Origin of the sequence: Pseudomonas argentinensis, assembly GCF_001839655.2 — a bacterium.
Taxonomy (GTDB): Bacteria; Pseudomonadota; Gammaproteobacteria; order Pseudomonadales; family Pseudomonadaceae; genus Aquipseudomonas; species Aquipseudomonas argentinensis_B.
Window position 1 is genome coordinate 3,069,076 of the sequence record NZ_CP056087.1, and the last position, 20,574, is coordinate 3,089,649.

The window sequence follows — 20,574 nt, forward strand, 5'->3', positions numbered from 1 at the left end:
CCGCCGTCGAGCCTCTCAGCCCTGGCTGAACTCACCAAGGATTAGCAGGAGCGAATAGATGCCTGCGCCCAGAAGCGAGGCGAGTGACAAGGCGACGCCGAGTGCTATCCAGATCATGGTCGTGTTCTTCATATGGGCTGTTGACGGACTGCCCGCCCGCTAGCGGCGCTGGTGGGGCATAATCGAAACAGAATGAACACCCTGCAGGTTCGTTCAGGTAATTTGTGCGACTGACCGGTCAGGTTTTGCGCGGTTCGCGGAGCCGCTGGGGTCACGCAAGGCGAGGTGCTTGTTATTCGGGTGGCGGGAGCGGGGTCGCTGGGCTGGGGGCGCCGGGCATCCGCGATGGGTGGGGGCAGGGCTCCAGTACGGCTCATCCGTCTGGGTTTCTAGCGCGGCTCTGCTGTATCGAGGCCGCGCTGCAAGGGAAGCCGGTAATTATCCACGCTAACTGCAGCGCATCGATCAATAACCCAGTGTGCCTTTAAGATCGGCATACACCGCGGTCATCAGGATCTTGTTCTGCAGCTGGGCCGCGGTCAGGCGGCGCGTGGCCACCAGATTGCATTGCAGATCGAGGCAGTCCACCTGCAAGCCTTCGGCAGAGGCCTCCGTGATGATGTGGTAACGCCCGGCGGTCACGGTTTTGAGCTGCTTGATGAGCATGTCCATGGAAAATCCCTCGGTTCGGTTCGCGGTCTGTAAATTCAGAGCCATGCGACGGGTAGGGCGTTCCGAATATATTCCTTGCAAGGCAGCGCCCGGCGGCGCGGCATCTTTTCGACTGTTTGGTCACGAAAACACGGCCCAAGACCCATCCGTGTCGCAATGACACCTGCATGCCCACGACGGGTCTGCAAGAATGCGCCCAGGTAAATCCGTTCACCGTCCCCGGGATGTTTGGCGCTTGTAAATTGACGCCTATCACTAACTCATCCGTCAGGTTTTTTGTTATGGTGCGGTTCTCTCAGGTTGTCGCCGTGCGGCGCTCGCGCAGGTACGAGGTGTTCGTTTGATTAAGGTATTGGTTGTTGATGATCACGACCTCGTTCGTACGGGTATCTCGCGCATGCTGGCCGACATCGACGGCTTGCAGGTCATCGGTCAGGCCTGCTCCGGCGAAGAGGCGCTGAAGAAGGTCCGCGAACTCAAGCCCGATGTCGTGCTGATGGACGTGAAAATGCCCGGCATCGGTGGGCTCGAGGCCACCCGCAAACTGATGCGCAGCCATCCCGACCTGAAGGTCGTCGCGGTTACCGTGTGTGAAGAGGATCCGTTTCCCACTCGGCTGCTGCAGGCTGGCGCCGCTGGCTATCTGACCAAGGGTGCCGGCCTGGAGGAAATGGTGCAGGCCATTCGCATGGTGTTTGCCGGCCAGCGTTTCATCAGCCCACAGATCGCCCAGCAACTGGCCCTGAAATCCTTTCAGCCACAGAGCAGCAATTCGCCGTTCGACCTGCTTTCCGAGCGGGAAATCCAGATTGCCCTGATGATTGCCGGCTGCCAGAAGGTGCAAAGCATTTCCGACAAGCTGTGCCTGTCGCCGAAAACCGTGAACACCTACCGCTACCGGATATTCGAGAAGCTTTCGATCACCAGCGATGTGGAATTGGCGCTGCTCGCCGTCCGCCACGGCATGGTCGATGCCACCAGCTGACGTGAGCCCAGTGTTCGATTCCAGTGCCTTTCTCGCCACCTGCAGTGGGCGCCCAGGCGTTTATCGCATGTTCGACGCCAGCGGCAACCTGCTGTATGTCGGCAAGGCGAAGAACCTCAAGAAGCGGCTTGCCAGCTACTTTCGCAAGACCGGGCTGGCCACCAAGACCATGGCGCTGGTGGGCAAGATCGCCCAGGTGGAAACCACCATCACCGGCAATGAAACCGAAGCGCTATTGCTTGAGCAGACCCTGATCAAGGAATGGCGCCCGCCGTACAACATCCTGCTGCGTGACGACAAATCCTACCCTTACGTGTTCCTGTCCGATGGTGATTACCCGCGCCTGGATATCCACCGCGGCGCGAAGAGTCGCAAAGGTCGCTATTTCGGACCCTACCCCAGTGCGGGGGCGATCCGCGAAAGCCTGGCGCTGTTGCAGAAGGCCTTTCTGGTTCGCCAGTGCGAGGACAGCTACTACCGAAATCGCACACGACCGTGCCTGCAGTACCAGATCAAGCGCTGCAAGGCGCCGTGCGTGGGCCTGGTCGAGCCGGCCGAGTACGCCGAGGACGTGCGTCACTCGGTGATGTTCCTGGAAGGGCGCAGCAACGCCTTGAATGCCGAGCTGTCCGCCAACATGCAGCTGGCCTCCGCCGCGCTGGATTTCGAGAAGGCAGCGGAACTGCGTGACCAGATGGCCTTGCTGCGCCGGGTTCAGGACCAGCAAAGCATGGAGGGTGGCACCGGCGACGTCGATATCATTGCGGCAATGGTCAATCCCGGGGGCGCCTGCGTGCACCTGATCAGCGTGCGTGGCGGGCGGGTGCTGGGCAGCAAGAATTTCTTTCCCCAGGTGGCGATCGAGGAAGAGACGCAGGATGTGCTGGTCGCCTTCCTCGGCCAGTATTACCTGGGCAGTCACGAGCGGGATCTGCCCAGCGAGTTGATCGTCAATGCGCCGCATGAAGACTATCCGGTGTTGATTGCGGCCATTCAGGAGCTGCGTGGTCGCGAGTTGGCCATCAGCTACCGGGTGCGCGGTACGCGTGCACGCTGGCAGGCGCTGGCGGTCACCAATGCCGAGCAGGCCCTGGGCGCCCGGCTGGCCAATCGTGAGCATATGGCCGGGCGTTTCGATGCCCTGGCCGAGGCACTGGAGATGGACGAGGTGCCGCAGCGCCTGGAGTGCTTCGATATCAGCCACTCCAGTGGTGAGGCGACGGTGGCCTCCTGTGTGGTATTCGGCCCCGAAGGCCCGATCAAGTCGGATTATCGGCGCTACAACATCGAAGGCGTGACCGGCGGCGACGACTACGCAGCCATGCATCAGGCGCTGACCCGGCGTTTCAGCAAGGTCAGGCAGAACGAGGGCAAGTTGCCGGACATCCTGCTGGTCGACGGCGGCAAGGGGCAGCTGGCGATGGCGCGTGAGGTGCTGACCGAGCTCGAGGTTCCGCCGTTGATCCTGCTCGGCGTGGCCAAGGGCACCACCCGCAAGCCCGGCCTGGAAACCCTGTACCTGAATGATGCCGCCCATGAATTCACCCTGCCGGGCAATTCGCCAGCCCTGCACCTGATTCAGCAGATTCGCGACGAATCCCACCGTTTCGCCATTACCGGCCACCGGGCGCGCCGCGGCAAGGCACGGCGTACCTCGAGCCTGGAGGAGGTGGCAGGCGTCGGGCCGAAACGGCGCCGTGAACTGCTCAACCATTTTGGCGGTCTGCAAGAGTTGTCCCGTGCCAGTACGGAAGAAATCGCCAAAGCGCCGGGCATCAGTAAAAAGCTCGCCGGTTTGATTTATGCGGCACTGCACAGCGAGTAGAATGCCGCCTCACCTAACCGTCCAGTCGAGCCGATGAATATCCCCAACCTCCTCACGGTGCTCCGCGTTCTGCTGATCCCGATCTTCATCCTGTTGTTCTACATGCCATTTTCCTGGAGCTATTGGGCTGCCAGCGCGGTATTCGCCTTCGCGGCGGTGACCGACTGGCTGGATGGTTATCTGGCTCGCCGCTGGGAGCAGAGCACCCCATTCGGCGCATTTCTGGATCCGGTTGCCGACAAGCTGATGGTTGCCACGGCACTGGTGCTGCTGGTGGCCGAGCACGCCAACCTGTGGCTGACGCTGCCGGCGACCATCATCATCGGCCGCGAGATTGTCGTATCGGCCCTGCGCGAGTGGATGGCCGAACTGGGCGCCAGGGCGCACGTGGCGGTCTCCAACCTGGGTAAATGGAAGACCGCTGCGCAGATGGTCGCCTTGGTGATCCTGCTCGGCAATCCGCCGCTGTTCGGTTTCTGGGTGCTGATGGGCTATGCACTGTTGCTCGTGGCGGCAGCGCTCACGCTGTGGTCCATGGTGCAGTACCTGCTCGCCGCGTGGCCGCATCTGAGCGTGACCGCCGAAAAGAAATAACTTTTTTGAATCAAAGGCTTGACTGGGCGTTGTGAAGATATAGAATGGCGCCCGTCGACAAGACAAGCGGGAATAGCTCAGTTGGTAGAGCACGACCTTGCCAAGGTCGGGGTCGCGAGTTCGAGTCTCGTTTCCCGCTCCAGTTTCAACGGGCCGTCACGTACGGCCCGTTCAGTTTAAGGCTGAGTAGCAGAGTGGTTATGCACCGGATTGCAAATCCGTGAACGCCGGTTCGATTCCGACCTCAGCCTCCAAACGCAAAGCCCCGTAGTTACTGACTACGGGGCTTTTTTATGCGCGCTGGAAAGCGCATCCAAAGTGCTATTTCGAGCTCGTCCAAAGCTTTGGAAGGTCGAGGACTTGCTTCAGACGGCAGCGCGCCCGACTTTCATCGAGACAGGGTGCGTTGCCCGTGGGCACCGGCTGGGGGCTAGCAGTTTGTGCCGCCTGCTAGGCGCTGCCCTCCGGCCGTCCCGTGCTCTTGATCTTCAGAAGCGGCAAGCTCGCTTCAAACCGCCTTTGACCTGGGGTAACTGCTGAGATAGCGAGAAAGTTCGTCTCGGCCCGGTGCGCGGTGCGGGGCGCCGGGGCCGTCATTGGGGATGTAGAACTTGTCGGAGCGAGGGTGCTTTTCCTCTGCCAGGGAAACGGTCTGCAGTGACACCCAGGGCAGCACGATCGCGCCATCTTCGAAGCCGTAACAGCCGGAAAGCGACGCCAGGTGTAGGGTCTTCCTGTTGCCCCCCGGCAAGGTCAAGGTAGCCTGGCGCTCATTGAACAGACGGTGGGCGAACACCGGGCCCAGGAGCTTTTCGATGTGCTCGTTCAGGCTGCTGATGATCCCAGGCACCAGCATGATGTCGTCATGCTTCTTCATCGCCAGGTCGAGAACGCGGGAAAACTCTTGCAGGCAAGCGCCGTATTTCAGGGTGTGGTGCATCATGGAGAGTGTGTGTCCTTACTTCGTGTGGCTCCTGGTTGCTAGGGTAGTGCTCCCTGATCCATCTTGGAAGCTGCGGCCGCTTTGGTCGGCATGACAATCCGACGATCAGGCTCCGATGTTTTCAGGCGTTAACGGGGTCCCCCCCCGATATGTGGAACGTGGCCCCTGGCCCGAGCTCAACAGCCGGAAATGAAAAAGCCCCGAGAAAGCCGGGGCTTTGATTTGACCATGCACCTATAGGCAATTAGCGTGTGCCCGTCTTGAGGCCGTCGAGGTAATCGATATTGGCTTCCTGAGCTTTCTTGCTCGGCTTGGCCGCAGTTTGCAGTTCGCTCTTCAACTTCGCTTCCAAGGCATCGATCAGCAAGGTCTGCCTTGCCTGGCCTTCCAGATGGGCTTCGATGGCGCGGATGATCTCGGTGTTCATGCTGGTGTAGTTGTCATTGGCCAGGTCTTCGATGCGCTTGCGCATTCCATCCGGCAAACGGACGACGAACTTGTCCGCGGTGCGGGCATTGAAAATGGGTTTGCTCACGATTGGTTCCTCCATATCGAGTAATACTAGCTATTTGATAGTGTCTGAGGCGATAGTTCAGTCGGCCGGACGATTGGTACCCAAATTAAGACGCTGAACAAACTCCCTGCCTCTGCCCGAACCCGGCTTGTATATAGGCCACGCCAAAACAGTCATTATACCCTGTCTAATGTGGCATAGTGATATTGCCTGTCAACTCGGAAGCGGCATGGAAGTCCGGTAGCGTGATGCAGGCATCAGTATCTGAACCAACGAGAAGGAACTCGCAGGGCCGTTCATACGCCATCGCTGAAAATCGCCACTGACTTCGGCCTCAGGGAAAGCCTGTCGAAGTGGATCACCCATTCGCGACCTTGCTCGAATGGCAGCGGTTACCGGGCATTGTTAAAGGCCGAGACACTGACCGACATCCGGCAACTGCGGCCGCGACTCACGCCGATCAACACGCTCATCGTCCTCGCCCGGTAACCGTTAGGTTTCAGGGGGAGATCGGGTCGCTGGCCGGGAAGGTTTCCTCCAGCGCGTTTTCCATTCGTGCCTCTTCATTGCGCTTGCCGGCCTCGGTTGTGGTCGCTGCGCTGGGCTCACGCGGCGGCTCCTCGTCGCCACCATCGCGCTGGGTCTCCAGCAGGCTTTTGAGCTGGCAATGCCCGGTCAGCCCGCGCTTGGCAATCATTGCCGAGGCGGCGATCTTGAGCAGCCCCCCCACGCCGCCCTGCCTGATGCCACTGACCATGCCCATCGTGCCCACGGCCAGCGAGAGCAAGCGTTCGGTACCCTCTACGTTCTGCGTATGCATGTTTCACCTCATCGACTGTCGGTAATGCCCACCTAGGGGCAGTGAAGTAGGGAGAGGGCAGAACAGCGGGAGGTTCACGGTGCCTTACGAGTGGTCGCCCGGGGCATGGCAAACCGCCAGCCGATAGACGGGACAAAATGTCTCATGCCGGATTTCATGGGACAGCTAGACTCCACTCGTCATCAACGTGAGGAAGGAGTTTCCAGGATGATGTCCATTCTCGAGCAGCGTCATATAGTCGAATGTGCGTTTCTGCCCTTGGCGTGCAGTTGCGCCATCGATGGCAATGAGTCGGTGACGATTCAGATCAAGGATCCGGTCACCGCCCAGGTGTACCTGAATGTCACGGGAATTTCCCGCGCCGAACTGTCGACTTCCCGCCAGATTTCGCAACTGGTTATGCAGCTTCGCCAGGATCTGCGCACCCTGAATTCCGGCACGGCCAAGCGGCAGGCCTGAGCGCCTCGCAAGAGAGAGAGGGAACTGCCTGCCCGTACCTGGGGCCTCAGTTAGCAACATTGACCTGAGGAGGGCGACGATATGGACGGTGGAAAATTCGATGGCTACGATCTGGAGCGCTTCAACGCCTTGCTGGCGCAGGAGCTCGGCCTGAGCGAGGACGAGTTGCAGACCTGGATGCAGGAAGAGTGTGAGCGTGTCGACGAGAATGGCCAGTTGATCGGGCATGCGGTGACATTCAAGGCGGATATGCCCTTTGACCTGCGTGCGCGGATACGCGGCATGGCCGGAGACCATGTGGCTCACACCGGCATCATCCCGCTCGACGCCTGAGGCCTGACGGTCGCAAGCGGCAAAAAGCCTGAACTCTGCCGCTTGGCCAGGCCTCCAAAAAACATCAACCACTGTATGGAGCATTCGCCAATGGCACGTAAAACTTCGCTCGAGAGCGGCCTGGATCAGTTTCAACAGGAAAGCGCCAAGGAATTGAAGAAGCTTCTTGATCAGGCCAGCAAGGCGCTGGGTGATGCCGAGTCGTTTTCCGGTGACAAGGCCCATGAAGCCCGCGAAAAAGTGATCGCGCTGCTGAACGAGGCCAAGGGCACCATCACCGACAAAGGCCGTGAGGCTGTCGAATTAGGTCGCGAGACCATCGGCAATGCCCAGGATCGTATCGAAAGCAACCCCTGGACCTCGGTGGCCGTCGCCTCTGGTTTCGGCCTGCTGATTGGCCTGCTGGTCGGCCGTAGCAGCAGATAACTGCCGACGCGGGGTTGCCTGAGCCCTGCAGACGCGACCAGTGCTGTTGCGCTGCTAAACCGACAGCGCAACGCGATAACCTCGTAGATCACTGATTTACGAGGTTTTTTATTGCGTGCTTTAAACTTGCGGCGTTGCCTGGGGGTGTATATAGTCCTGCCCTCGCATATTTCGCCGCCCCGATGGTGAAATTGGTAAACACAGCAGACTTAAAATCTGCCGGCCGCAAGGCCTTGCCGGTTCGATTCCGGCTCGGGGCACCATTTCAGGCGTCGGCCCAGGCGAAGCCCGCGCGTCGGTCCTTTTATTTCTACGGGCGTGTCTCTCAGGCGCATCGGGTGAAGCATGGACAGCGCACTCGCTCCATTTCCCGAATCCTCATTGGCCGGCTTCAGATTGCGGCGCATCCGTCCTGACGATATCGAACAGGTCTATGCCGCTCTGTCGCATCCCCAGGTGATCGGCCATTACGGTGTTTCCTACCCGAGTCTGATCGCTACCCGCGAGCAGATGCAGTGGTATGAGCGGTTGTTGGCAGACGAAGCGGGCATCTGATGGGCACTGGCCGATGAACATGACATGTTGATCGGGTTCTGTGGCTTCAGTGACTGGAACCACGCGTACCACAGTATCGACATGGGCTACTGGTAATTGCCATTGCCGCAGCACTGGCGGCGCAGCCTCATGCGCAGGCCCTGCCGCACGTGCTTCGCCATGCCTTGACGGTCATGGGCATGCACCGCGTTCACCTGGATATCGAGCCGGAGAACGTCGCGAGTTGGCGACTGGCCGAGAAACTGGGCTTCAGCCGCGAAGGCACCTTGCGCGACGTCGAGTACAAGGGCGGGCGCTATCTGAGCCTGCATCAGTACAGCCTGCTGAGCACCGATCAGGCAGCGCGCGTGCTGGTGGCAGGCTGACCGGCGATAGCTGGCCGCCGCCGTGACGACGGCCAGCTCGGCGGATCAGTAATGCGCCTTGACCAGCAGGCTGATGGCGCTCTGATTGGTGCCACCGAGCACCTCGTCACCCAGCGGGCTGTCGTTGTCGATGCCGTACTTGTGCTTCCAGTAGTCGTACTCGACGCCCACGTAGAATTTCCGCCCCCAACCCATGGCCTTGGCCAGGTCGTATTTGATCTGCGGGTTGATGTGCAGATTGGCGTGATAACTGTCGTCGTTGTCCACCACCCAGTCGATGAAGCCATCGATCACCAGCTCCGAGCGGCCAACCGGGACGGTGTAGCTCCACACCGGGGTGATCTGCCAGACGTCGCGGCCGTCGCGCTTGCCATCCGGGCGGCGCAGGTAGGTGTTGAGCTGGAAGTAGTCGAAGCCGGGAATCGCCAGGTCCAGCGCCGGGCCCAGCAGGTAGGCGTCGACGTCGTCCTCGCCGAATTCATAGGTGGCCGCCAGCAGCACATCCTTGACCGGACCGAACGACAGATCGGCACCACTGAGTTTTCCGAACGACAGCCGTGGGCTGATTTCACCATAGAAGGTGTGGCCGTCACCGGCACCATTGGTGGCCTCGGTGTTGTACTTGATGCCGTCGACGAACAGGAACAGGTCACCGAAGCTCCAGCCGCTGGCGTGCTCGAAGGTCAGCGTCTGCTGGCGGGGCGGATCGATCTTGAAGTCGATGCCGTTAAGGTAGGTCAGGCTGTTGTCCTGCCAGAGCAGGAGGTCGGCCATGGCCTGGGCAGGCGCCAGCAGGCTACCCGCCAGCAACAGGGAGGTTGCGGAGTGTTTCATCACGAGGTGTTCCGGCAAGTGTTGAATAGTCGCTATGCCGCGTTGGGCGTCGAAGGCGTACGCAGGGGCAGGCAAGCGCTCTGCGGCGGCTGTCCCGGCAGCGCGCCGCGCGGGAGTGTACAGCATTTGCAGGTATCGGATGCGCCATGATCGGCCGGGCCGCAGAAACGACTGCGCCGTTTTCCGTTGGCGGGAAAACGGCGCAGGTCTCGCAGCGATGGGGTAGGTCAGGCGTCGAGCTGCTTGGCCGTCTCGACGCCGGAGGAGCTGAGCTTGATGGGGTAGTGGATGGACAACTCGCCGTCCGATTCGGAAAGGTTGCCATCGTGGATCAGGCCGTTTTTCTGCAGGTGCCTGAGCACGTCCACGACCGCGTGCTCGCCACGGAAATTGTCCAGCACCTCTTTGCCCAGGCCGGCAGGATGAGCGTGCAGCAGACGAGTGAGAACTTCTTTCTTCAGGTCATTGTCGATGGACATGCGAACCTCGCGTTGCGGTGGGTTTCACCTGTTGTGACTGCCCGCTGCCGCAAACGTTTGAGCTGTTTGCATTGCTCCCGTTGTAAGCCTTGCACGTCCTGCTAGACTGCTGCGGCGTCGATAACCCTCTCTCATTCAGGGACTTCCATGATCAAGAAATGCTTGTTTCCTGCCGCTGGCTACGGCACTCGTTTTCTCCCGGCAACCAAGGCCATGCCCAAGGAAATGCTGCCAATCGTGAACAAGCCGTTGATCCAGTACGGTGTCGAGGAAGCGCTGTCTGCCGGCCTTACCGAAATCGCCATGGTGACCGGTCGCGGCAAGCGTTCGCTGGAAGACCACTTCGACATCAGTTACGAGCTGGAAGAGCAGATCCGCAATACCGACAAGGAAAAGTACCTGGTCGGCATTCGTCGCCTGATCGACAACTGCACCTTCTCCTACACCCGCCAGGTGGAAATGAAGGGCCTGGGCCACGCCATCCTCAGCGGCCGTCCGCTGATCGGCGACGAGCCGTTCGCCGTGGTGCTGGCCGATGACCTGTGCCTGAACCTGGAAGGTGACAGCGTGCTGACCCAGATGGTCAAGCTGTACAATCAGTTCCGCTGCTCGATCGTGGCGGTGCAGGAAGTGCCCATGGACGAGATCCACAAGTACGGCGTGATCGCCGGCGAGATGATCCGCGACGACATCTTCCGCGTGAACAGCATGGTCGAGAAGCCCAAGGCCGAAGATGCACCGTCCAACCTGGCGATCATCGGCCGCTACATCCTGACCCCGGACATCTTCGAGCTGATCGAGAAGACCGAGCCGGGCAAGGGTGGCGAGATCCAGATCACCGATGCGCTGCTCAAGCAGGCGCAAGACGGTTGTGTACTGGCGTACAAGTTCAAGGGCCAGCGTTTCGACTGCGGCGGTGCCGAGGGTTACATCGAGGCGACCAACTTCTGCTACGAGAACCTGTACAAGACCGGCAAAGGCTGAATCGCGTCAGTCGCATTCGGAAAAACCGCCCTCGGGCGGTTTTTTTGTGCCAGCCGTGTCCTGCACGCGCATGGCAAGCCGCGGTCGCTCAGCTGGCGTTGATCGGCGTCGCGCCGGGGCCGAGGGGTTGGCCGTAGCTGAACTCGATCTGGTGACCGGCCGGATCGCGAACGCCGCAGTAATAGCCCACTGGATACGGCTCGTCGCGCTGCGCCCAGAGCAGGCACCCGGCAGCCTCGGCCTTGGCGACCACCGCATCCACCTCGGCGCGGCTCTGCAGGGCGAAACCGAAGTGGCTGTAATCGTTGGCCGCCAACTGGCGCGGCTGACCACCGGGCATGATCACGAAGATGAACTCGCTCTCCCGACCCGGCTCGGCCATCCACACGATCTGCGAACCCTTGCCGGGGCGACGGTGGATGACCCGCATGCCGCAGAAGTCTTCGTAGAAGTCGATACAGGCCTGCAGGTCCGGTACGTGCAGGGCGAGATGGGTAAGAATTGGGCGCATGAGCGTGCTCCTCTGTTAAGCCTCTAGACCCGGCAGCGTGCCGACAAGTTTGACCCTTGTGCCAGGCGGGCAGGGCGCTGCGTTTGCGGTATGCTCTGCGTCTGTTCAGGAGGCTGTTATGACCTACGATTTCGATCTGTTTGTAATCGGCGCCGGCTCCGGCGGCGTGCGTGCGGCGCGCTTCTCGGCCGGCTATGGCGCCCGGGTGGCCGTGGCGGAAAGCCGCTATCTGGGTGGCACCTGCGTCAACGTCGGCTGCGTGCCGAAAAAACTGCTGGTCTACGGCGCCCAGTTCGCCGACGAATTCGAGCACGCCGAAGGCTTCGGCTGGACACCAGGCCAGGCCAGTTTCAGCTGGCCGACGCTGATCGCCAACAAGAACCGCGAGATCGAGCGCCTCAACGGCGTCTACCGCAAGCTGCTGGTGGGCAGTGGCGTCACTCTGCTCGAGGGCCATGCACGCCTGCTCGACGAACACCGGGTGGAAGTCGGCGGCAAGACCTATAGCGCCGAGCGCATTCTGATCGCCACCGGCGGCTGGCCCCATATTCCAGAGATTCCGGGTCATGAGCACGCGATCAACTCCAACCAGGCGTTCTTCCTGGAAGCGCTGCCCAAGCGCATACTGGTGGTGGGCGGTGGCTACATCGCCGTGGAGTTCGCCTCGATCTTCAACGGCCTGGGCGCCGAGACCTCGCTACTGTACCGCGGCGAGCTGTTCCTGCGTGGCTTCGACAATTCCCTGCGCACCCACCTGCATGAAGAGCTCGGCAAGCGCGGCCTGGACGTGCAGTTCAACACCGACATCGCGCGCATCGACAAGCAGGCCGACGGCAGCCTCAAGGCCACCCTCAAGGATGGCCGTACGCTGGAAGCCGACTGCATCTTCTACGCCACCGGTCGGCGCCCGATGCTCGACAACCTTGGCCTGGAAAACACCTCGGTCAGCCTGGACGACAAGGGCTACATCAAGGTGGACGGCGAGTACCAGACCTCCGCGCCGTCGATCCTGGCCATCGGTGACGTGATCGGTCGCGTGCAACTGACGCCCGTGGCCCTGGCCGAAGGCATGGCGGTGGCGCGTCGCCTGTTCAAGCCGGACGAGTACCGCAAGGTCGACTACCGGATGATCCCCACCGCGGTGTTCAGCCTGCCGAACATCGGCACCGTGGGCCTTAGCGAAGAGCAGGCCCGCGACGCCGGGCATGAAGTGAAGATCTTCGAGAGCCGCTTCCGGCCGATGAAGCTGACCCTGACCGAGAGCGACGAGCGCACGCTGATGAAGCTGGTGGTCGATGCCAATACCGACCGGGTGCTGGGCTGCCATATGGTCGGGCCCGATGCCGGCGAGATCGTCCAGGGGCTGGCGATCGCGCTCAAGGCCGGGGCGACCAAGCAGGTGTTCGACGAGACCATCGGCGTTCACCCCAGCGCCGCCGAAGAGTTCGTGACCCTGCGTACGCCGGTGAACTGACTTGTCGATGAACCTGCTGTTCTACCTGGCTGACCTGTTCGGGGTAGCGGTGTTCGCCATCACTGGCGCGCTGATGGCCGGTCGCAAGTCCATGGACCTGTTCGGTGTGCTGGTGATCGCCATCATCACCGCCCTGGGCGGCGGCACCCTGCGCGACGTGATTCTCGACAATCACCCGGTCAGCTGGATTCGCAACGACACCTATATCCTGGTGGCTACCCTGTCGGCGCTGGGCACGGTGATCTGGGTGCGCATGACCCGGCCGATCCATGAAAAAGGCCTGTTGATCGCCGACGCCTTCGGGCTGGCGGTGTTCACCGTGATCGGCACCGAGGTCGCCCTGCAGTACGCCATGCCATCCAGCACGGCGGTGATCATGGGCGTCATGACCGGCGTTGCCGGCGGCGTGATGCGCGATGTGATCTGCAACGAGATTCCGCTGATCTTCAAGAAGGAGATCTACGCCACCGCCTGCCTGGCCGGGGCGGTGACCTTCGTGCTGCTGCGCATGCTGGAAACCCCGCACTGGCTGGATACCGGGGTGGCCATGCTGGTGGTGCTGGGCATTCGCCTGGCCGCCATTCGCTGGCGCTTTTCACTACCGCGGTTCCACTTGCTGGACCGCGACTGAGCCCGATCGCCTGAACGCTGCTCGTTCTCGCCACTCACACTGCTCGCCAAGGATGGTTGGTTCGATGGACCGCTTGCTCCTGTGTCTTTGTCTGATCTGCTCCAACGTCACCGCTCAAGAGGTGGTCAACGACGTGAGCGGTCTCAACCCTGTGGTGGTGGCGCGCGTGGTCGCGCCACGTAGCGAGCGGGATGTCGCCGATGCGCTGCGCAGTCACCTGGGCCCCGTCAGCATTGGCGGCGGGCGTTACAGTATGGGAGGGCAGACCGCTGCAGACGGCGCCCTGCAGCTGGACATGCGCGGTCTCGATCAGGTGCTGGCGTTCTCTGCCGAGCGCCGCGAGATTCGCGTACAGAGCGGGATCACCTGGCGCGCGATACTCGAATACATCGACCCATACGACCTGTCGCCGCAGATCATGCAGTCCTACGCCAACTTCACGGTGGGTGGCTCGTTATCGGTCAATGTGCATGGCCGCTATGTGGGTGAGGGGCCCATCGCGGGTTCGGTGAAGGCCATCCGTGTGGTGCTCGCCGACGGCCGCGTGGTGGATGCCAGCCCGAGCCAGAATGCCGCGCTGTTCCATGGCGTGATCGGCGGCTACGGCGGTCTGGGGGTCATAGTCGAGGCCACGCTAGGCCTGGTCGAGAACAGTCGAATTGCCCGGGAAAGTCAGGTCATGGCGCTGCAGGACTATCGGCCGTGGTTCTACCGCGAGGCAACCTCCCAGTCCGATCTGGTGATGCACAACGGCATTCTCTATCCCGATGATTTCTCCACGGTGCGCGCGGTTTCCTATCGGCGAACCGAAGCAGCGTTGACCGAAACGGACCGACTGAGCCCAGCGCAGCAGGGCAGCCATCTGCAGCGCGCGGGGATTCGCCTGAGCGGCTCGCCATCGGGCATCAAACTGCGCGAGGCGGCGCTCGACCCGCTGCTGTTTCGCAGCCCCAAGGTGCAATGGCGCAACCACGAGGCCAGCCTCGATCTCAGCGAGCTGGAGCCGATATCCGGGGCGGATTTCAGTTATGTGCTGCAGGAGTACTTCGTGCCGCCGGCGCAGCTGGAACTGTTCGTTGGCGAACTGGCGCGCCTGACTCATCAGCATCAGGCCAAGCTGATCAACGTTTCCATTCGCCATGCCAAGGCTGATCCGCACACGTTGCTGAGCTGGGCGCCCGAGGAAGTTTTCGCGTTGGTGCTCTATTACCGGCAAGGCACATCTGACAGCGAGCGGCACAAAGCCGCGGCCTGGACGCGTGATCTGATTGCCGCTGCCTTGCGCTGTGGCGGTCGGCATTACCTGCCGTATCAGATTCACGCCAGCCGCGAGCAGTTTCTGCAGGGTTACCCGCGGGCAGCGGAGTACTTCGCGCTCAAACGTCAGGTGGATCCCCGCAACCGCTTTCGCAACCGGCTGTGGGATGCCTATTACCAACCCTGATCAGTGACGAGTGGGTGCGTCGCCAAGAAACTTGCTGAGAAACTGCTGGGTGCGTGCCTGTTTGGGCGCGCGGAAGAGTTCGCGGGCATCGCCCTGTTCGACGATCACGCCGCCGTCGATAAAGATCGCCCGGTTGGCCACGTCACGGGCGAAACTCATCTCGTGGGTGACGATCACCAGGGTGCGGTTTTCTTCGGCCAGGGCGCGGATGGTCGCCAGCACTTCGCCTACCAGTTCCGGGTCCAGGGCCGAGGTCGGTTCGTCGAACAGGATCACGTCCGGTTCCATGGCCAGTGCCCGAGCGATGGCGACACGCTGCTGCTGACCGCCGGAGAGGCGCTTCGGGTAGGCGTCTTCCTTGTCAGCCAGGCCGACCTTGGCCAGCAACTGCCGGCCGAGTTCGATGGCCTTGTCGCGCGGCTGTTTCCTGACCACCACCGGGCCTTCGATGACGTTTTCCAGGGCGCTGCGGTGGGGGAACAGGTTGAAGTTCTGAAACACGAAACCCACGTGCTGGCGCAGCCTGCGAATCAGCCCCTGTTGCTGGCCGATCGGTTTGCCGGCGTCGATCTCGATGTCGCCGACGCGGATGCTGCCGCCATCGGGGGTTTCCAGGAGGTTGAGGCAGCGCAGCAGGGTGGTCTTGCCCGAGCCGCTGGGGCCGATGATGGCGACCACCTCGCCGGGGGCGATATCCAGGTCGATACCCTTGAGTACGGCCTGGCCCTTGAAGGATTTGCTCAGGTTGCGAACGGTGATCATGCTTGAGGCCATCAGTTGTCCGCCTCGTGGCGGTTGACGCGTGCTTCCAGGCGGTTCTGCAGGTGGGCGAGCAGGCTGGAGAGAATCCAGTAGATCACCGTCGCCGCCAGGTACATGGCGAACACCTCGTAGGTGCGGGCGGTGATCAATTGGGCCTGGCGGAACAGCTCCGGCACCTGGATGGTGGCCGCCAGGGCGGTGTCCTTGACCAGCGAGATGAAACTGTTGCCCAGCGGTGGCAATGCCGTGCGCATCGCCTGCGGGAGAATGGCGCGCAGCATCGTCTGGCTCTTGCTCATGCCGATGCTGGCGGCGGCTTCCCATTGACCGCGGTCGATGGAGGCGATGGCCGCGCGCATGATCTCGGCGACGTAGGCCGCCATGTTCAGGGAAAAGCCGATCAGCGCCGCGGTCAGGGGCTCGAGCTGCAACCCCAGTTCAGGCAGGCCGAAGTAGATGACGAACAGCTGCACCAGCAGTGGCGTGCCGCGGAAGAACGAGATGTAGACCCTGGCCAGCCAGCCCAGCGGGGCGATGGCGTAGAGCCTGACCAGGGCAAGGCCGAAGCCCAGCAGCATGCCGAAGAACATGCCGCCGAGGCTCAGAACGATGGTCCAGATCGCGCCCTTGAGGAGAAAGGGCAGGGAGTCCAGCACCAGCTGGAAGGTGTCCGGCATCATTGCGTGACGTCAGCCTTGAACCATTTCTCGGAGAGCTGTTTCAGGGTGCCGTCGCTGCGCAGCTTGTCGAGGGCCTTGTTGAGGGCCGCGAGCAGCTTCGGGTTGCCTTTGCGCAGGGCGATCCCCGATTCCTGGCGAGAGAAGGCATCGCCGGCAACGGCCATGCGCTCACCGGTCTTGGCGACCATCTCGAACGCGGCCAGGCGGTCGACTAGCACCACGTCGATACGGCCGACGTTGAGGTCCTGGAACTTGGTCGGATCATCGTCGTAGGTACGGATGTCGGCCTGCGGCACGTTTTCCTTCAGCCACTGCTCATAGTTGGTACCCAGGCCCACGCCGACCTTCTTGCCGGCCAGATCCGCGGCGCTCTTCACGCTGGCCGCTTCGCTCTTGCGGGTCAGGGCCTGGATGCCGGAAACGGTGTAGGGCGTGGAGAAGTCGTACTTCTTCTTGCGCTCGTCGGAGATGGTGACCTGGTTGATCACCACGTCGATACGACCCGATTCGAGGGAGGCGAGAATGCCGTCCCACTTGGTCGGCTGGAAGCTGGCAGTCACGCCCAGTTCCTTGGCCAGCGCGTTTGCCAGGTCCACTTCGAAACCGGCGAGCTTGCCGCTTTCGTCCTGGAAGTTGAACGGTGGGTAGGTGCCTTCCAGGCCCACCTTGATGCTGCCGTTGTCCTTGATCTTCTGCAGGTCATCGGCCGCGTAGGCCTGGCTGCCTGCGCCGGCGAACAGCGCCAAGCCGAGGCTGCCAATAAGGAAATGTCGACGCAGTGTGGCAATTATCATGATCAGGCCTCGGGGGTGTTGTTATGAGGTGCTTGGGACGCGGCACTCTAAGATGGGCGGGGTAGTCGAGAAAATAATAAAAAATTATTTGTATATGCCGTTCAGAGAGTCAAGGACTGGTACGCAAATAACGCAGGCGCGCCGCCGGTATGCAGGAAGACGACCGGCTTGCCTTCCTCGAACGCGCCTTTGTGGATGCCGTCGAGCAGGCCGGCGAAGGCCTTGCCGGTATATACCGGATCGAGCAGCAGGCCCTGGCTGCTCGCCAGCAGGCGAATGGCGTCCAGTGTGCCGGTGTTCGGCTCGCCGTAGCGCGGGCCGTAGTACTCGTCCCACAATTCGATGGCCAGCGCTTCCGGCACGTTGACGCCCAACAGCTCTGCGGTGCGTTGTACCAGGCCCAGCACCCTGGGGCGCTGCAGGTTGGCGGGGCGCGATACGGTAACGCCGAGCACCCGCCATTCAGGCAGCACATGGGCCAGGGCCAGCGCCAGGCCCGCATGGGTCGCACCGCTCCCCGAGGCCAGCACCAGGGTGCCGCTGTCGAGGCCCTTGACGCTGACCTGTTCGGCGAATTCCAGCCCCGCCTTGACGTAGCCCAGGGTGCCGAGGGCGTTGGAGCCGCCGATGGGAATCACGTAAGGGCTCTTGCCGGTGGCACGCAGGCGGTCGGCCTTGGCCATCAGCATCAGATCCGGCTCTTCGAGATTGTCGACATGCTCCACACGCGTGCCGAACAGGTCCAGCAGCAGGCGGTTGCCGTTGTGCAGGTAGTTCTGCTCCTGGGTGTCGATGGGGTTTTCCAGCAGGGCAACGCAGGCCAGGCCCAGCTTGGCGGCCAGCGCGGCGGTCTGGCGCACGTGATTGGACTGGATGGCGCCGGCGGTGATCAGCGTATCGGCCTGCTGGGCCAGGGCGTCGGAGCCCAGGTATTCCAGCTTGCGCGCCTTGTTGCCGCCCAGGGCGAACAGGGTCAGGTCATCGCGTTTGACGTAGATATCGCGGCCCATATGGTGCGACAGGCGCAGCAGGTGTTGCAGCGGGGTAGCATGGGGAACCAGTTCCAGGCGCTCGAAACGGCTCAGGGCTTCGCTGATCATGTTCATCAATCCGCAATGGAGGTGCTTTCACTGTAGAAGTGACCGCCCGAAACACAACAAGTGCGCCGGCTTCTGCTTATTCTGATAAGAAATATGAGAATGAATTAAAAGTATTTTCCACGTATAACTGTGAATCGTATTGTCAGCGCGCCGCCGCTATCCGGTCCGGCCGAATCATCCCCATGCTGCTGTCGGTCCACCGGCAACTATCGAGAATAAACATGAAAAAAACGCTTCTGTTGGCTGCATTGGCTTCCATCCTGACCACCCCGGCATTCGCCGCCGAGAAACTCACCGTGGCGGCCACGCCGGTTCCCCACGCCGAAATCCTCGAGCTGATCAAGCCGAAACTGGCGGAGCAGGGCGTCGACCTCGAGATCAAGGTGTTCACCGACTACGTGCAGCCCAACCTGCAGGTCGAGCAGAAGCAACTCGATGCCAACTACTTCCAGACCAAACCCTACCTGGACAGCTTCAATGAAAGCCGTGGCACCCACCTGGTGATCGTCAAGGGCGTGCACGTCGAACCCTTCGGCGGCTACTCGCGCAAGTACAAGAGCCTTGATGAACTCCCGAATGGCGCCACCATCGCCATCCCCAACGAAGCCAGCAACAGCGGCCGTGCCCTGCAGCTGCTGCAACATGCCGGCCTGCTGACCCTCAAGGATCCGGCCAACATCCAGGCTACCCCGAAGGACCTGGCCAGCAACCCGCACAACTTCACGTTCAAGCAGCTCGAAGCGGCCATGCTGCCGCGCGTGCTGGATCAGGTCGACCTGGCGCTGATCAATACCAACTACGCGCTGGAAGCCAAGCTCAACCCGAACAAGGACGCGCTGGTGCTGGAGAACAAGGATTCGCCGTACGTGAACTACCTGGTAGCCCGCCCGGACAACCAGAACAGCGAAACCATCAAGAAGCTCGCCGCCGCCCTGACCAGCCCGGAGGTGAAGGCCTTTATCGAGAAGAAATACTCGGGCGCCGTGGTGCCTGCGTTCTAAGAACCTGTCCACGATCTTTTAGGGGGCTTAAAAAGGCTGCTACAAGGCTGAAGCGGACATTGAGCTTCAAGCCGCAAGCCTCAAGCCGCAAGAAGAAGCTAGAGCACTGCAGAGCGCTTTTAGCTTGGGGCTTGCAGCTTGAGGCTGCTCCCGCCACTTTGCAGTCAAGGCGCTGAAGTCGAGCCGAAAGATCTTGAGCGGGCTCCAAGGCTCACGCCTGCTGTACGGACGCCGACAGGGCTGAACCTTGTCGGCGTTTTCGGTTGTACAGGCGTATGCGGATCGCCATAAGCAAATGCGAAAAAGGTATTTAAATTAATTTTTTTATATCGATATAGTTCTCCCATGCGTACCCGCTGGCTAACCGGCGCGCCGCACGACTGAATACAGGTGCCTGACACCTGCTTCTTAAGATGCGCCCCGCTGGCGCCCTTACCGTGTGGAGTTGCGCAAATGCCCGCCGTGTCGTTGAGTTCTGCCAGTCACCAGCCGACGCAGAACTTCGAAGTACGTCCGTTTTCCGCCGCCATCGGGGCCGAGATCGTCGGCCTCGACCTCAGCCGCCCGTTGAACGACGCCGATTTCGCCCGTGTTCACCAGGCCCACCTCGACTACAACGTCGTGGTGTTCCGCGACCAGCGCATCACCCCGCAGCAGCAGATCGATTTCAGCCGCCGCTTCGGTATCTTGCAGATCCACGTGCTCAAGCAGTTCCTGCTGCAAGGCCACCCGGAAATCTTCATCATCTCCAACATCAAGGAGAACGGGCAGCCGATCGGCCTGGGCGATGCCGGCAAGTTCTGGCATTCGGATCTTTCGTACAAGGAATTCCCCAGCCTGGGCTCCATGCTCTACGCCCAGGAGCTGCCCGAAGAGGGCGGCGATACCCTGTTCGCCAGCCAGCAGCTGGCCTTCGAGACGCTGCCGACCGAGTTGCGCCAGGCCATCGACGGCAAGCGCGCTGGCCACTCCTATACGACGCGTTATGCCGATGAGGTGTTCGCCGGCATTCGTCGCCCGACGCTGACCGAGGCGCAGCTGGCCGAGGTCAAGGCGGTGATCCATCCAGTGGTGCGCACTCATCCGGAAACCGGCCGCAAGGGCCTGTTCGTCAACGAGAACTTCACCACTCATATCCTCGATGTGCCCGAGGACGAGAGCCGGCAGATCCTCGCTGAGCTGTACGCCCACAGCGCCAAACCGGAATTCATCTATCGCCATCAGTGGCGGGACAACGACATGGTGTTCTGGGACAACCGCGCGCTGATCCATCTGGCCACCGGCTTTCCCAGCCATCTGCGCCGGCGCATGCACCGCACCACTATCCAGGGCGATGCGCCGTTTTAAGCGGTAGCTCGCCACACCCGAATTTCCGCACTTTTTTGACTG

At 61.5% G+C, this 20,574-nt stretch carries 25 protein-coding genes and 3 tRNA genes; 17 read left to right on the top strand and 11 right to left on the bottom strand.

The features are described from left to right. Positions 1–465: 465 nt before the first annotated feature. Positions 466–672 carry a hypothetical protein gene (locus SA190iCDA_RS13585; RefSeq protein WP_070887324.1) on the bottom strand — a complete coding sequence of 69 codons (207 nt, stop codon included), beginning with the start codon at positions 670–672 and terminating at the stop codon, positions 466–468. A 340-nt stretch (positions 673–1,012) separates the two neighbouring features. Here SA190iCDA_RS13585 and uvrY point away from each other — a divergent pair, with 340 nt between their 5' ends. The 5 genes from uvrY to SA190iCDA_RS13610 all read left to right on the top strand — a co-directional run bounded on the left by uvrY (position 1,013) and on the right by SA190iCDA_RS13610 (position 4,330). Further along, on the top strand, positions 1,013–1,657 hold the full coding sequence (gene uvrY / locus SA190iCDA_RS13590; RefSeq protein WP_070887325.1) for a UvrY/SirA/GacA family response regulator transcription factor: 645 nt from the start codon (positions 1,013–1,015) through the stop codon (positions 1,655–1,657). A 1-nt stretch (position 1,658) separates the two neighbouring features. Then, complete coding sequence (gene uvrC / locus SA190iCDA_RS13595; RefSeq protein ID WP_070887326.1) at positions 1,659–3,482, top strand: excinuclease ABC subunit UvrC; 1,824 nt, start codon at positions 1,659–1,661, stop codon at positions 3,480–3,482. A 33-nt stretch (positions 3,483–3,515) separates the two neighbouring features. After that, positions 3,516–4,076: a CDP-diacylglycerol--glycerol-3-phosphate 3-phosphatidyltransferase gene (gene pgsA / locus SA190iCDA_RS13600; protein WP_070887327.1), complete on the top strand. Its 561-nt coding sequence runs from the start codon at positions 3,516–3,518 to the stop codon at positions 4,074–4,076. A 66-nt stretch (positions 4,077–4,142) separates the two neighbouring features. Then, positions 4,143–4,218, top strand: a tRNA-Gly gene (locus SA190iCDA_RS13605). Positions 4,219–4,256: 38 nt separating this feature from the next. After that, positions 4,257–4,330: transfer RNA gene (locus SA190iCDA_RS13610), tRNA-Cys, on the top strand. A 254-nt stretch (positions 4,331–4,584) separates the two neighbouring features. On the opposite strand, the gene SA190iCDA_RS13615 is transcribed toward SA190iCDA_RS13610, so the two are convergent. The 3 genes from SA190iCDA_RS13615 to SA190iCDA_RS13625 form a co-directional block, all read right to left on the bottom strand. Next, on the bottom strand, positions 4,585–5,019 hold the full coding sequence (locus SA190iCDA_RS13615; protein WP_070887328.1) for a hypothetical protein: 435 nt from the start codon (positions 5,017–5,019) through the stop codon (positions 4,585–4,587). Between the two features lie 244 nt (positions 5,020–5,263). Next, entirely contained in the window at positions 5,264–5,554 is a 291-nt protein-coding gene (locus SA190iCDA_RS13620; protein WP_083329877.1) for an Arc family DNA-binding protein, read from the bottom strand. A 478-nt stretch (positions 5,555–6,032) separates the two neighbouring features. After that, the gene (locus SA190iCDA_RS13625; RefSeq protein ID WP_070887330.1) at positions 6,033–6,353 is read right to left on the bottom strand and encodes a YgaP family membrane protein; all 321 of its coding nucleotides are present in this window, start codon (positions 6,351–6,353) and stop codon (positions 6,033–6,035) included. 210 nt (positions 6,354–6,563) lie between these two features. Here SA190iCDA_RS13625 and SA190iCDA_RS13630 point away from each other — a divergent pair, with 210 nt between their 5' ends. From SA190iCDA_RS13630 to SA190iCDA_RS13655, 6 genes are all read left to right on the top strand, one after another. Then, on the top strand, positions 6,564–6,812 hold the full coding sequence (locus SA190iCDA_RS13630) for a DUF1652 domain-containing protein (RefSeq protein ID WP_236100857.1): 249 nt from the start codon (positions 6,564–6,566) through the stop codon (positions 6,810–6,812). 81 nt (positions 6,813–6,893) lie between these two features. Then, positions 6,894–7,145 carry a hypothetical protein gene (locus SA190iCDA_RS13635; protein ID WP_070887332.1) on the top strand — a complete coding sequence of 84 codons (252 nt, stop codon included), beginning with the start codon at positions 6,894–6,896 and terminating at the stop codon, positions 7,143–7,145. Between the two features lie 90 nt (positions 7,146–7,235). Continuing rightward, positions 7,236–7,571: a DUF883 family protein gene (locus SA190iCDA_RS13640; protein ID WP_070887333.1), complete on the top strand. Its 336-nt coding sequence runs from the start codon at positions 7,236–7,238 to the stop codon at positions 7,569–7,571. A gap of 176 nt (positions 7,572–7,747) precedes the next feature. Then, a tRNA-Leu gene (locus SA190iCDA_RS13645) sits at positions 7,748–7,834 on the top strand. 82 nt (positions 7,835–7,916) lie between these two features. Further along, entirely contained in the window at positions 7,917–8,126 is a 210-nt protein-coding gene (locus tag SA190iCDA_RS13650; protein ID WP_236100858.1) for a hypothetical protein, read from the top strand. 179 nt (positions 8,127–8,305) lie between these two features. Beyond that, the gene (locus SA190iCDA_RS13655) at positions 8,306–8,491 is read left to right on the top strand and encodes a GNAT family N-acetyltransferase (RefSeq protein ID WP_236100859.1); all 186 of its coding nucleotides are present in this window, start codon (positions 8,306–8,308) and stop codon (positions 8,489–8,491) included. Between the two features lie 45 nt (positions 8,492–8,536). Here SA190iCDA_RS13655 and SA190iCDA_RS13660 read toward each other — a convergent pair whose 3' ends face one another. After that, on the bottom strand, positions 8,537–9,325 hold the full coding sequence (locus tag SA190iCDA_RS13660) for an outer membrane protein OmpK (RefSeq protein ID WP_070887334.1): 789 nt from the start codon (positions 9,323–9,325) through the stop codon (positions 8,537–8,539). Between the two features lie 227 nt (positions 9,326–9,552). Then, a complete protein-coding gene (locus tag SA190iCDA_RS13665) occupies positions 9,553–9,804 on the bottom strand; it encodes a hypothetical protein (protein WP_070887335.1) in 252 nt (83 codons plus the stop codon). 147 nt (positions 9,805–9,951) lie between these two features. On the opposite strand from SA190iCDA_RS13665, the gene galU reads away from it, so the two are divergent. Then, complete coding sequence (galU, locus tag SA190iCDA_RS13670; RefSeq protein ID WP_070887336.1) at positions 9,952–10,788, top strand: UTP--glucose-1-phosphate uridylyltransferase GalU; 837 nt, start codon at positions 9,952–9,954, stop codon at positions 10,786–10,788. 88 nt (positions 10,789–10,876) lie between these two features. On the opposite strand, the gene SA190iCDA_RS13675 is transcribed toward galU, so the two are convergent. Beyond that, positions 10,877–11,299 (bottom strand): VOC family protein, encoded by a 423-nt coding sequence (locus tag SA190iCDA_RS13675; protein WP_070887337.1) that lies wholly within the window; start codon positions 11,297–11,299, stop codon positions 10,877–10,879. Between the two features lie 118 nt (positions 11,300–11,417). Here SA190iCDA_RS13675 and gorA point away from each other — a divergent pair, with 118 nt between their 5' ends. The 3 genes from gorA (at position 11,418) to SA190iCDA_RS13690 (ending at position 14,848) form a co-directional block, all read left to right on the top strand. Then, a complete protein-coding gene (gene gorA, locus SA190iCDA_RS13680; protein WP_070887338.1) occupies positions 11,418–12,773 on the top strand; it encodes a glutathione-disulfide reductase in 1,356 nt (451 codons plus the stop codon). 7 nt (positions 12,774–12,780) lie between these two features. After that, positions 12,781–13,404: a trimeric intracellular cation channel family protein gene (locus SA190iCDA_RS13685; RefSeq protein WP_070887506.1), complete on the top strand. Its 624-nt coding sequence runs from the start codon at positions 12,781–12,783 to the stop codon at positions 13,402–13,404. 64 nt (positions 13,405–13,468) lie between these two features. Beyond that, on the top strand, positions 13,469–14,848 hold the full coding sequence (locus SA190iCDA_RS13690; RefSeq protein WP_070887339.1) for an FAD-binding protein: 1,380 nt from the start codon (positions 13,469–13,471) through the stop codon (positions 14,846–14,848). On the opposite strand, the gene tcyN is transcribed toward SA190iCDA_RS13690, so the two are convergent. The 4 genes from tcyN to SA190iCDA_RS13710 all read right to left on the bottom strand — a co-directional run bounded on the left by tcyN (position 14,849) and on the right by SA190iCDA_RS13710 (position 18,184). After that, entirely contained in the window at positions 14,849–15,610 is a 762-nt protein-coding gene (gene tcyN / locus SA190iCDA_RS13695; protein ID WP_070887507.1) for an L-cystine ABC transporter ATP-binding protein TcyN, read from the bottom strand. Between the two features lie 11 nt (positions 15,611–15,621). Beyond that, positions 15,622–16,290: a cystine ABC transporter permease gene (gene tcyL, locus SA190iCDA_RS13700; RefSeq protein ID WP_070887340.1), complete on the bottom strand. Its 669-nt coding sequence runs from the start codon at positions 16,288–16,290 to the stop codon at positions 15,622–15,624. Continuing rightward, the gene (gene tcyJ / locus SA190iCDA_RS13705; protein ID WP_070887341.1) at positions 16,287–17,084 is read right to left on the bottom strand and encodes a cystine ABC transporter substrate-binding protein; all 798 of its coding nucleotides are present in this window, start codon (positions 17,082–17,084) and stop codon (positions 16,287–16,289) included. The genes tcyL and tcyJ overlap by 4 nt, the downstream gene beginning before the upstream one ends. Before the next feature lie 101 nt (positions 17,085–17,185). Then, positions 17,186–18,184 carry a D-cysteine desulfhydrase gene (locus SA190iCDA_RS13710; protein ID WP_070887508.1) on the bottom strand — a complete coding sequence of 333 codons (999 nt, stop codon included), beginning with the start codon at positions 18,182–18,184 and terminating at the stop codon, positions 17,186–17,188. Positions 18,185–18,405: 221 nt separating this feature from the next. Here SA190iCDA_RS13710 and SA190iCDA_RS13715 point away from each other — a divergent pair, with 221 nt between their 5' ends. Then, the gene (locus SA190iCDA_RS13715; protein ID WP_070887342.1) at positions 18,406–19,185 is read left to right on the top strand and encodes a MetQ/NlpA family ABC transporter substrate-binding protein; all 780 of its coding nucleotides are present in this window, start codon (positions 18,406–18,408) and stop codon (positions 19,183–19,185) included. A gap of 453 nt (positions 19,186–19,638) precedes the next feature. After that, complete coding sequence (locus tag SA190iCDA_RS13720) at positions 19,639–20,532, top strand: TauD/TfdA dioxygenase family protein (protein WP_070887343.1); 894 nt, start codon at positions 19,639–19,641, stop codon at positions 20,530–20,532. Positions 20,533–20,574 lie beyond the last annotated feature (42 nt).

What these genes read in the sequence shown, in the direction of transcription:
- SA190iCDA_RS13655 (WP_236100859.1), top strand. Translation starts at nt 8,306, where the DNA reads ATGCACCGCGTTCACCTGGATATCGAGCCGGAGAACGTCGCGAGTTGG.
- SA190iCDA_RS13630 (WP_236100857.1), top strand. Translation starts at nt 6,564, where the DNA reads ATGTCCATTCTCGAGCAGCGTCATATAGTCGAATGTGCGTTTCTGCCC.
- galU (WP_070887336.1), top strand. Translation starts at nt 9,952, where the DNA reads ATGATCAAGAAATGCTTGTTTCCTGCCGCTGGCTACGGCACTCGTTTT.
- SA190iCDA_RS13585 (WP_070887324.1), bottom strand. Translation starts at nt 672, where the DNA reads ATGGACATGCTCATCAAGCAGCTCAAAACCGTGACCGCCGGGCGTTAC.
- SA190iCDA_RS13665 (WP_070887335.1), bottom strand. Translation starts at nt 9,804, where the DNA reads ATGTCCATCGACAATGACCTGAAGAAAGAAGTTCTCACTCGTCTGCTG.
- tcyJ (WP_070887341.1), bottom strand. Translation starts at nt 17,084, where the DNA reads ATGATAATTGCCACACTGCGTCGACATTTCCTTATTGGCAGCCTCGGC.
- SA190iCDA_RS13625 (WP_070887330.1), bottom strand. Translation starts at nt 6,353, where the DNA reads ATGCATACGCAGAACGTAGAGGGTACCGAACGCTTGCTCTCGCTGGCC.
- SA190iCDA_RS13710 (WP_070887508.1), bottom strand. Translation starts at nt 18,184, where the DNA reads ATGATCAGCGAAGCCCTGAGCCGTTTCGAGCGCCTGGAACTGGTTCCC.
- SA190iCDA_RS13660 (WP_070887334.1), bottom strand. Translation starts at nt 9,325, where the DNA reads ATGAAACACTCCGCAACCTCCCTGTTGCTGGCGGGTAGCCTGCTGGCG.
- SA190iCDA_RS13715 (WP_070887342.1), top strand. Translation starts at nt 18,406, where the DNA reads ATGAAAAAAACGCTTCTGTTGGCTGCATTGGCTTCCATCCTGACCACC.
- SA190iCDA_RS13640 (WP_070887333.1), top strand. Translation starts at nt 7,236, where the DNA reads ATGGCACGTAAAACTTCGCTCGAGAGCGGCCTGGATCAGTTTCAACAG.
- tcyN (WP_070887507.1), bottom strand. Translation starts at nt 15,610, where the DNA reads ATGATCACCGTTCGCAACCTGAGCAAATCCTTCAAGGGCCAGGCCGTA.
- SA190iCDA_RS13650 (WP_236100858.1), top strand. Translation starts at nt 7,917, where the DNA reads ATGGACAGCGCACTCGCTCCATTTCCCGAATCCTCATTGGCCGGCTTC.
- SA190iCDA_RS13675 (WP_070887337.1), bottom strand. Translation starts at nt 11,299, where the DNA reads ATGCGCCCAATTCTTACCCATCTCGCCCTGCACGTACCGGACCTGCAG.
- SA190iCDA_RS13685 (WP_070887506.1), top strand. Translation starts at nt 12,781, where the DNA reads ATGAACCTGCTGTTCTACCTGGCTGACCTGTTCGGGGTAGCGGTGTTC.
- SA190iCDA_RS13720 (WP_070887343.1), top strand. Translation starts at nt 19,639, where the DNA reads ATGCCCGCCGTGTCGTTGAGTTCTGCCAGTCACCAGCCGACGCAGAAC.
- pgsA (WP_070887327.1), top strand. Translation starts at nt 3,516, where the DNA reads ATGAATATCCCCAACCTCCTCACGGTGCTCCGCGTTCTGCTGATCCCG.
- SA190iCDA_RS13690 (WP_070887339.1), top strand. Translation starts at nt 13,469, where the DNA reads ATGGACCGCTTGCTCCTGTGTCTTTGTCTGATCTGCTCCAACGTCACC.
- SA190iCDA_RS13615 (WP_070887328.1), bottom strand. Translation starts at nt 5,019, where the DNA reads ATGATGCACCACACCCTGAAATACGGCGCTTGCCTGCAAGAGTTTTCC.
- gorA (WP_070887338.1), top strand. Translation starts at nt 11,418, where the DNA reads ATGACCTACGATTTCGATCTGTTTGTAATCGGCGCCGGCTCCGGCGGC.
- tcyL (WP_070887340.1), bottom strand. Translation starts at nt 16,290, where the DNA reads ATGATGCCGGACACCTTCCAGCTGGTGCTGGACTCCCTGCCCTTTCTC.
- SA190iCDA_RS13635 (WP_070887332.1), top strand. Translation starts at nt 6,894, where the DNA reads ATGGACGGTGGAAAATTCGATGGCTACGATCTGGAGCGCTTCAACGCC.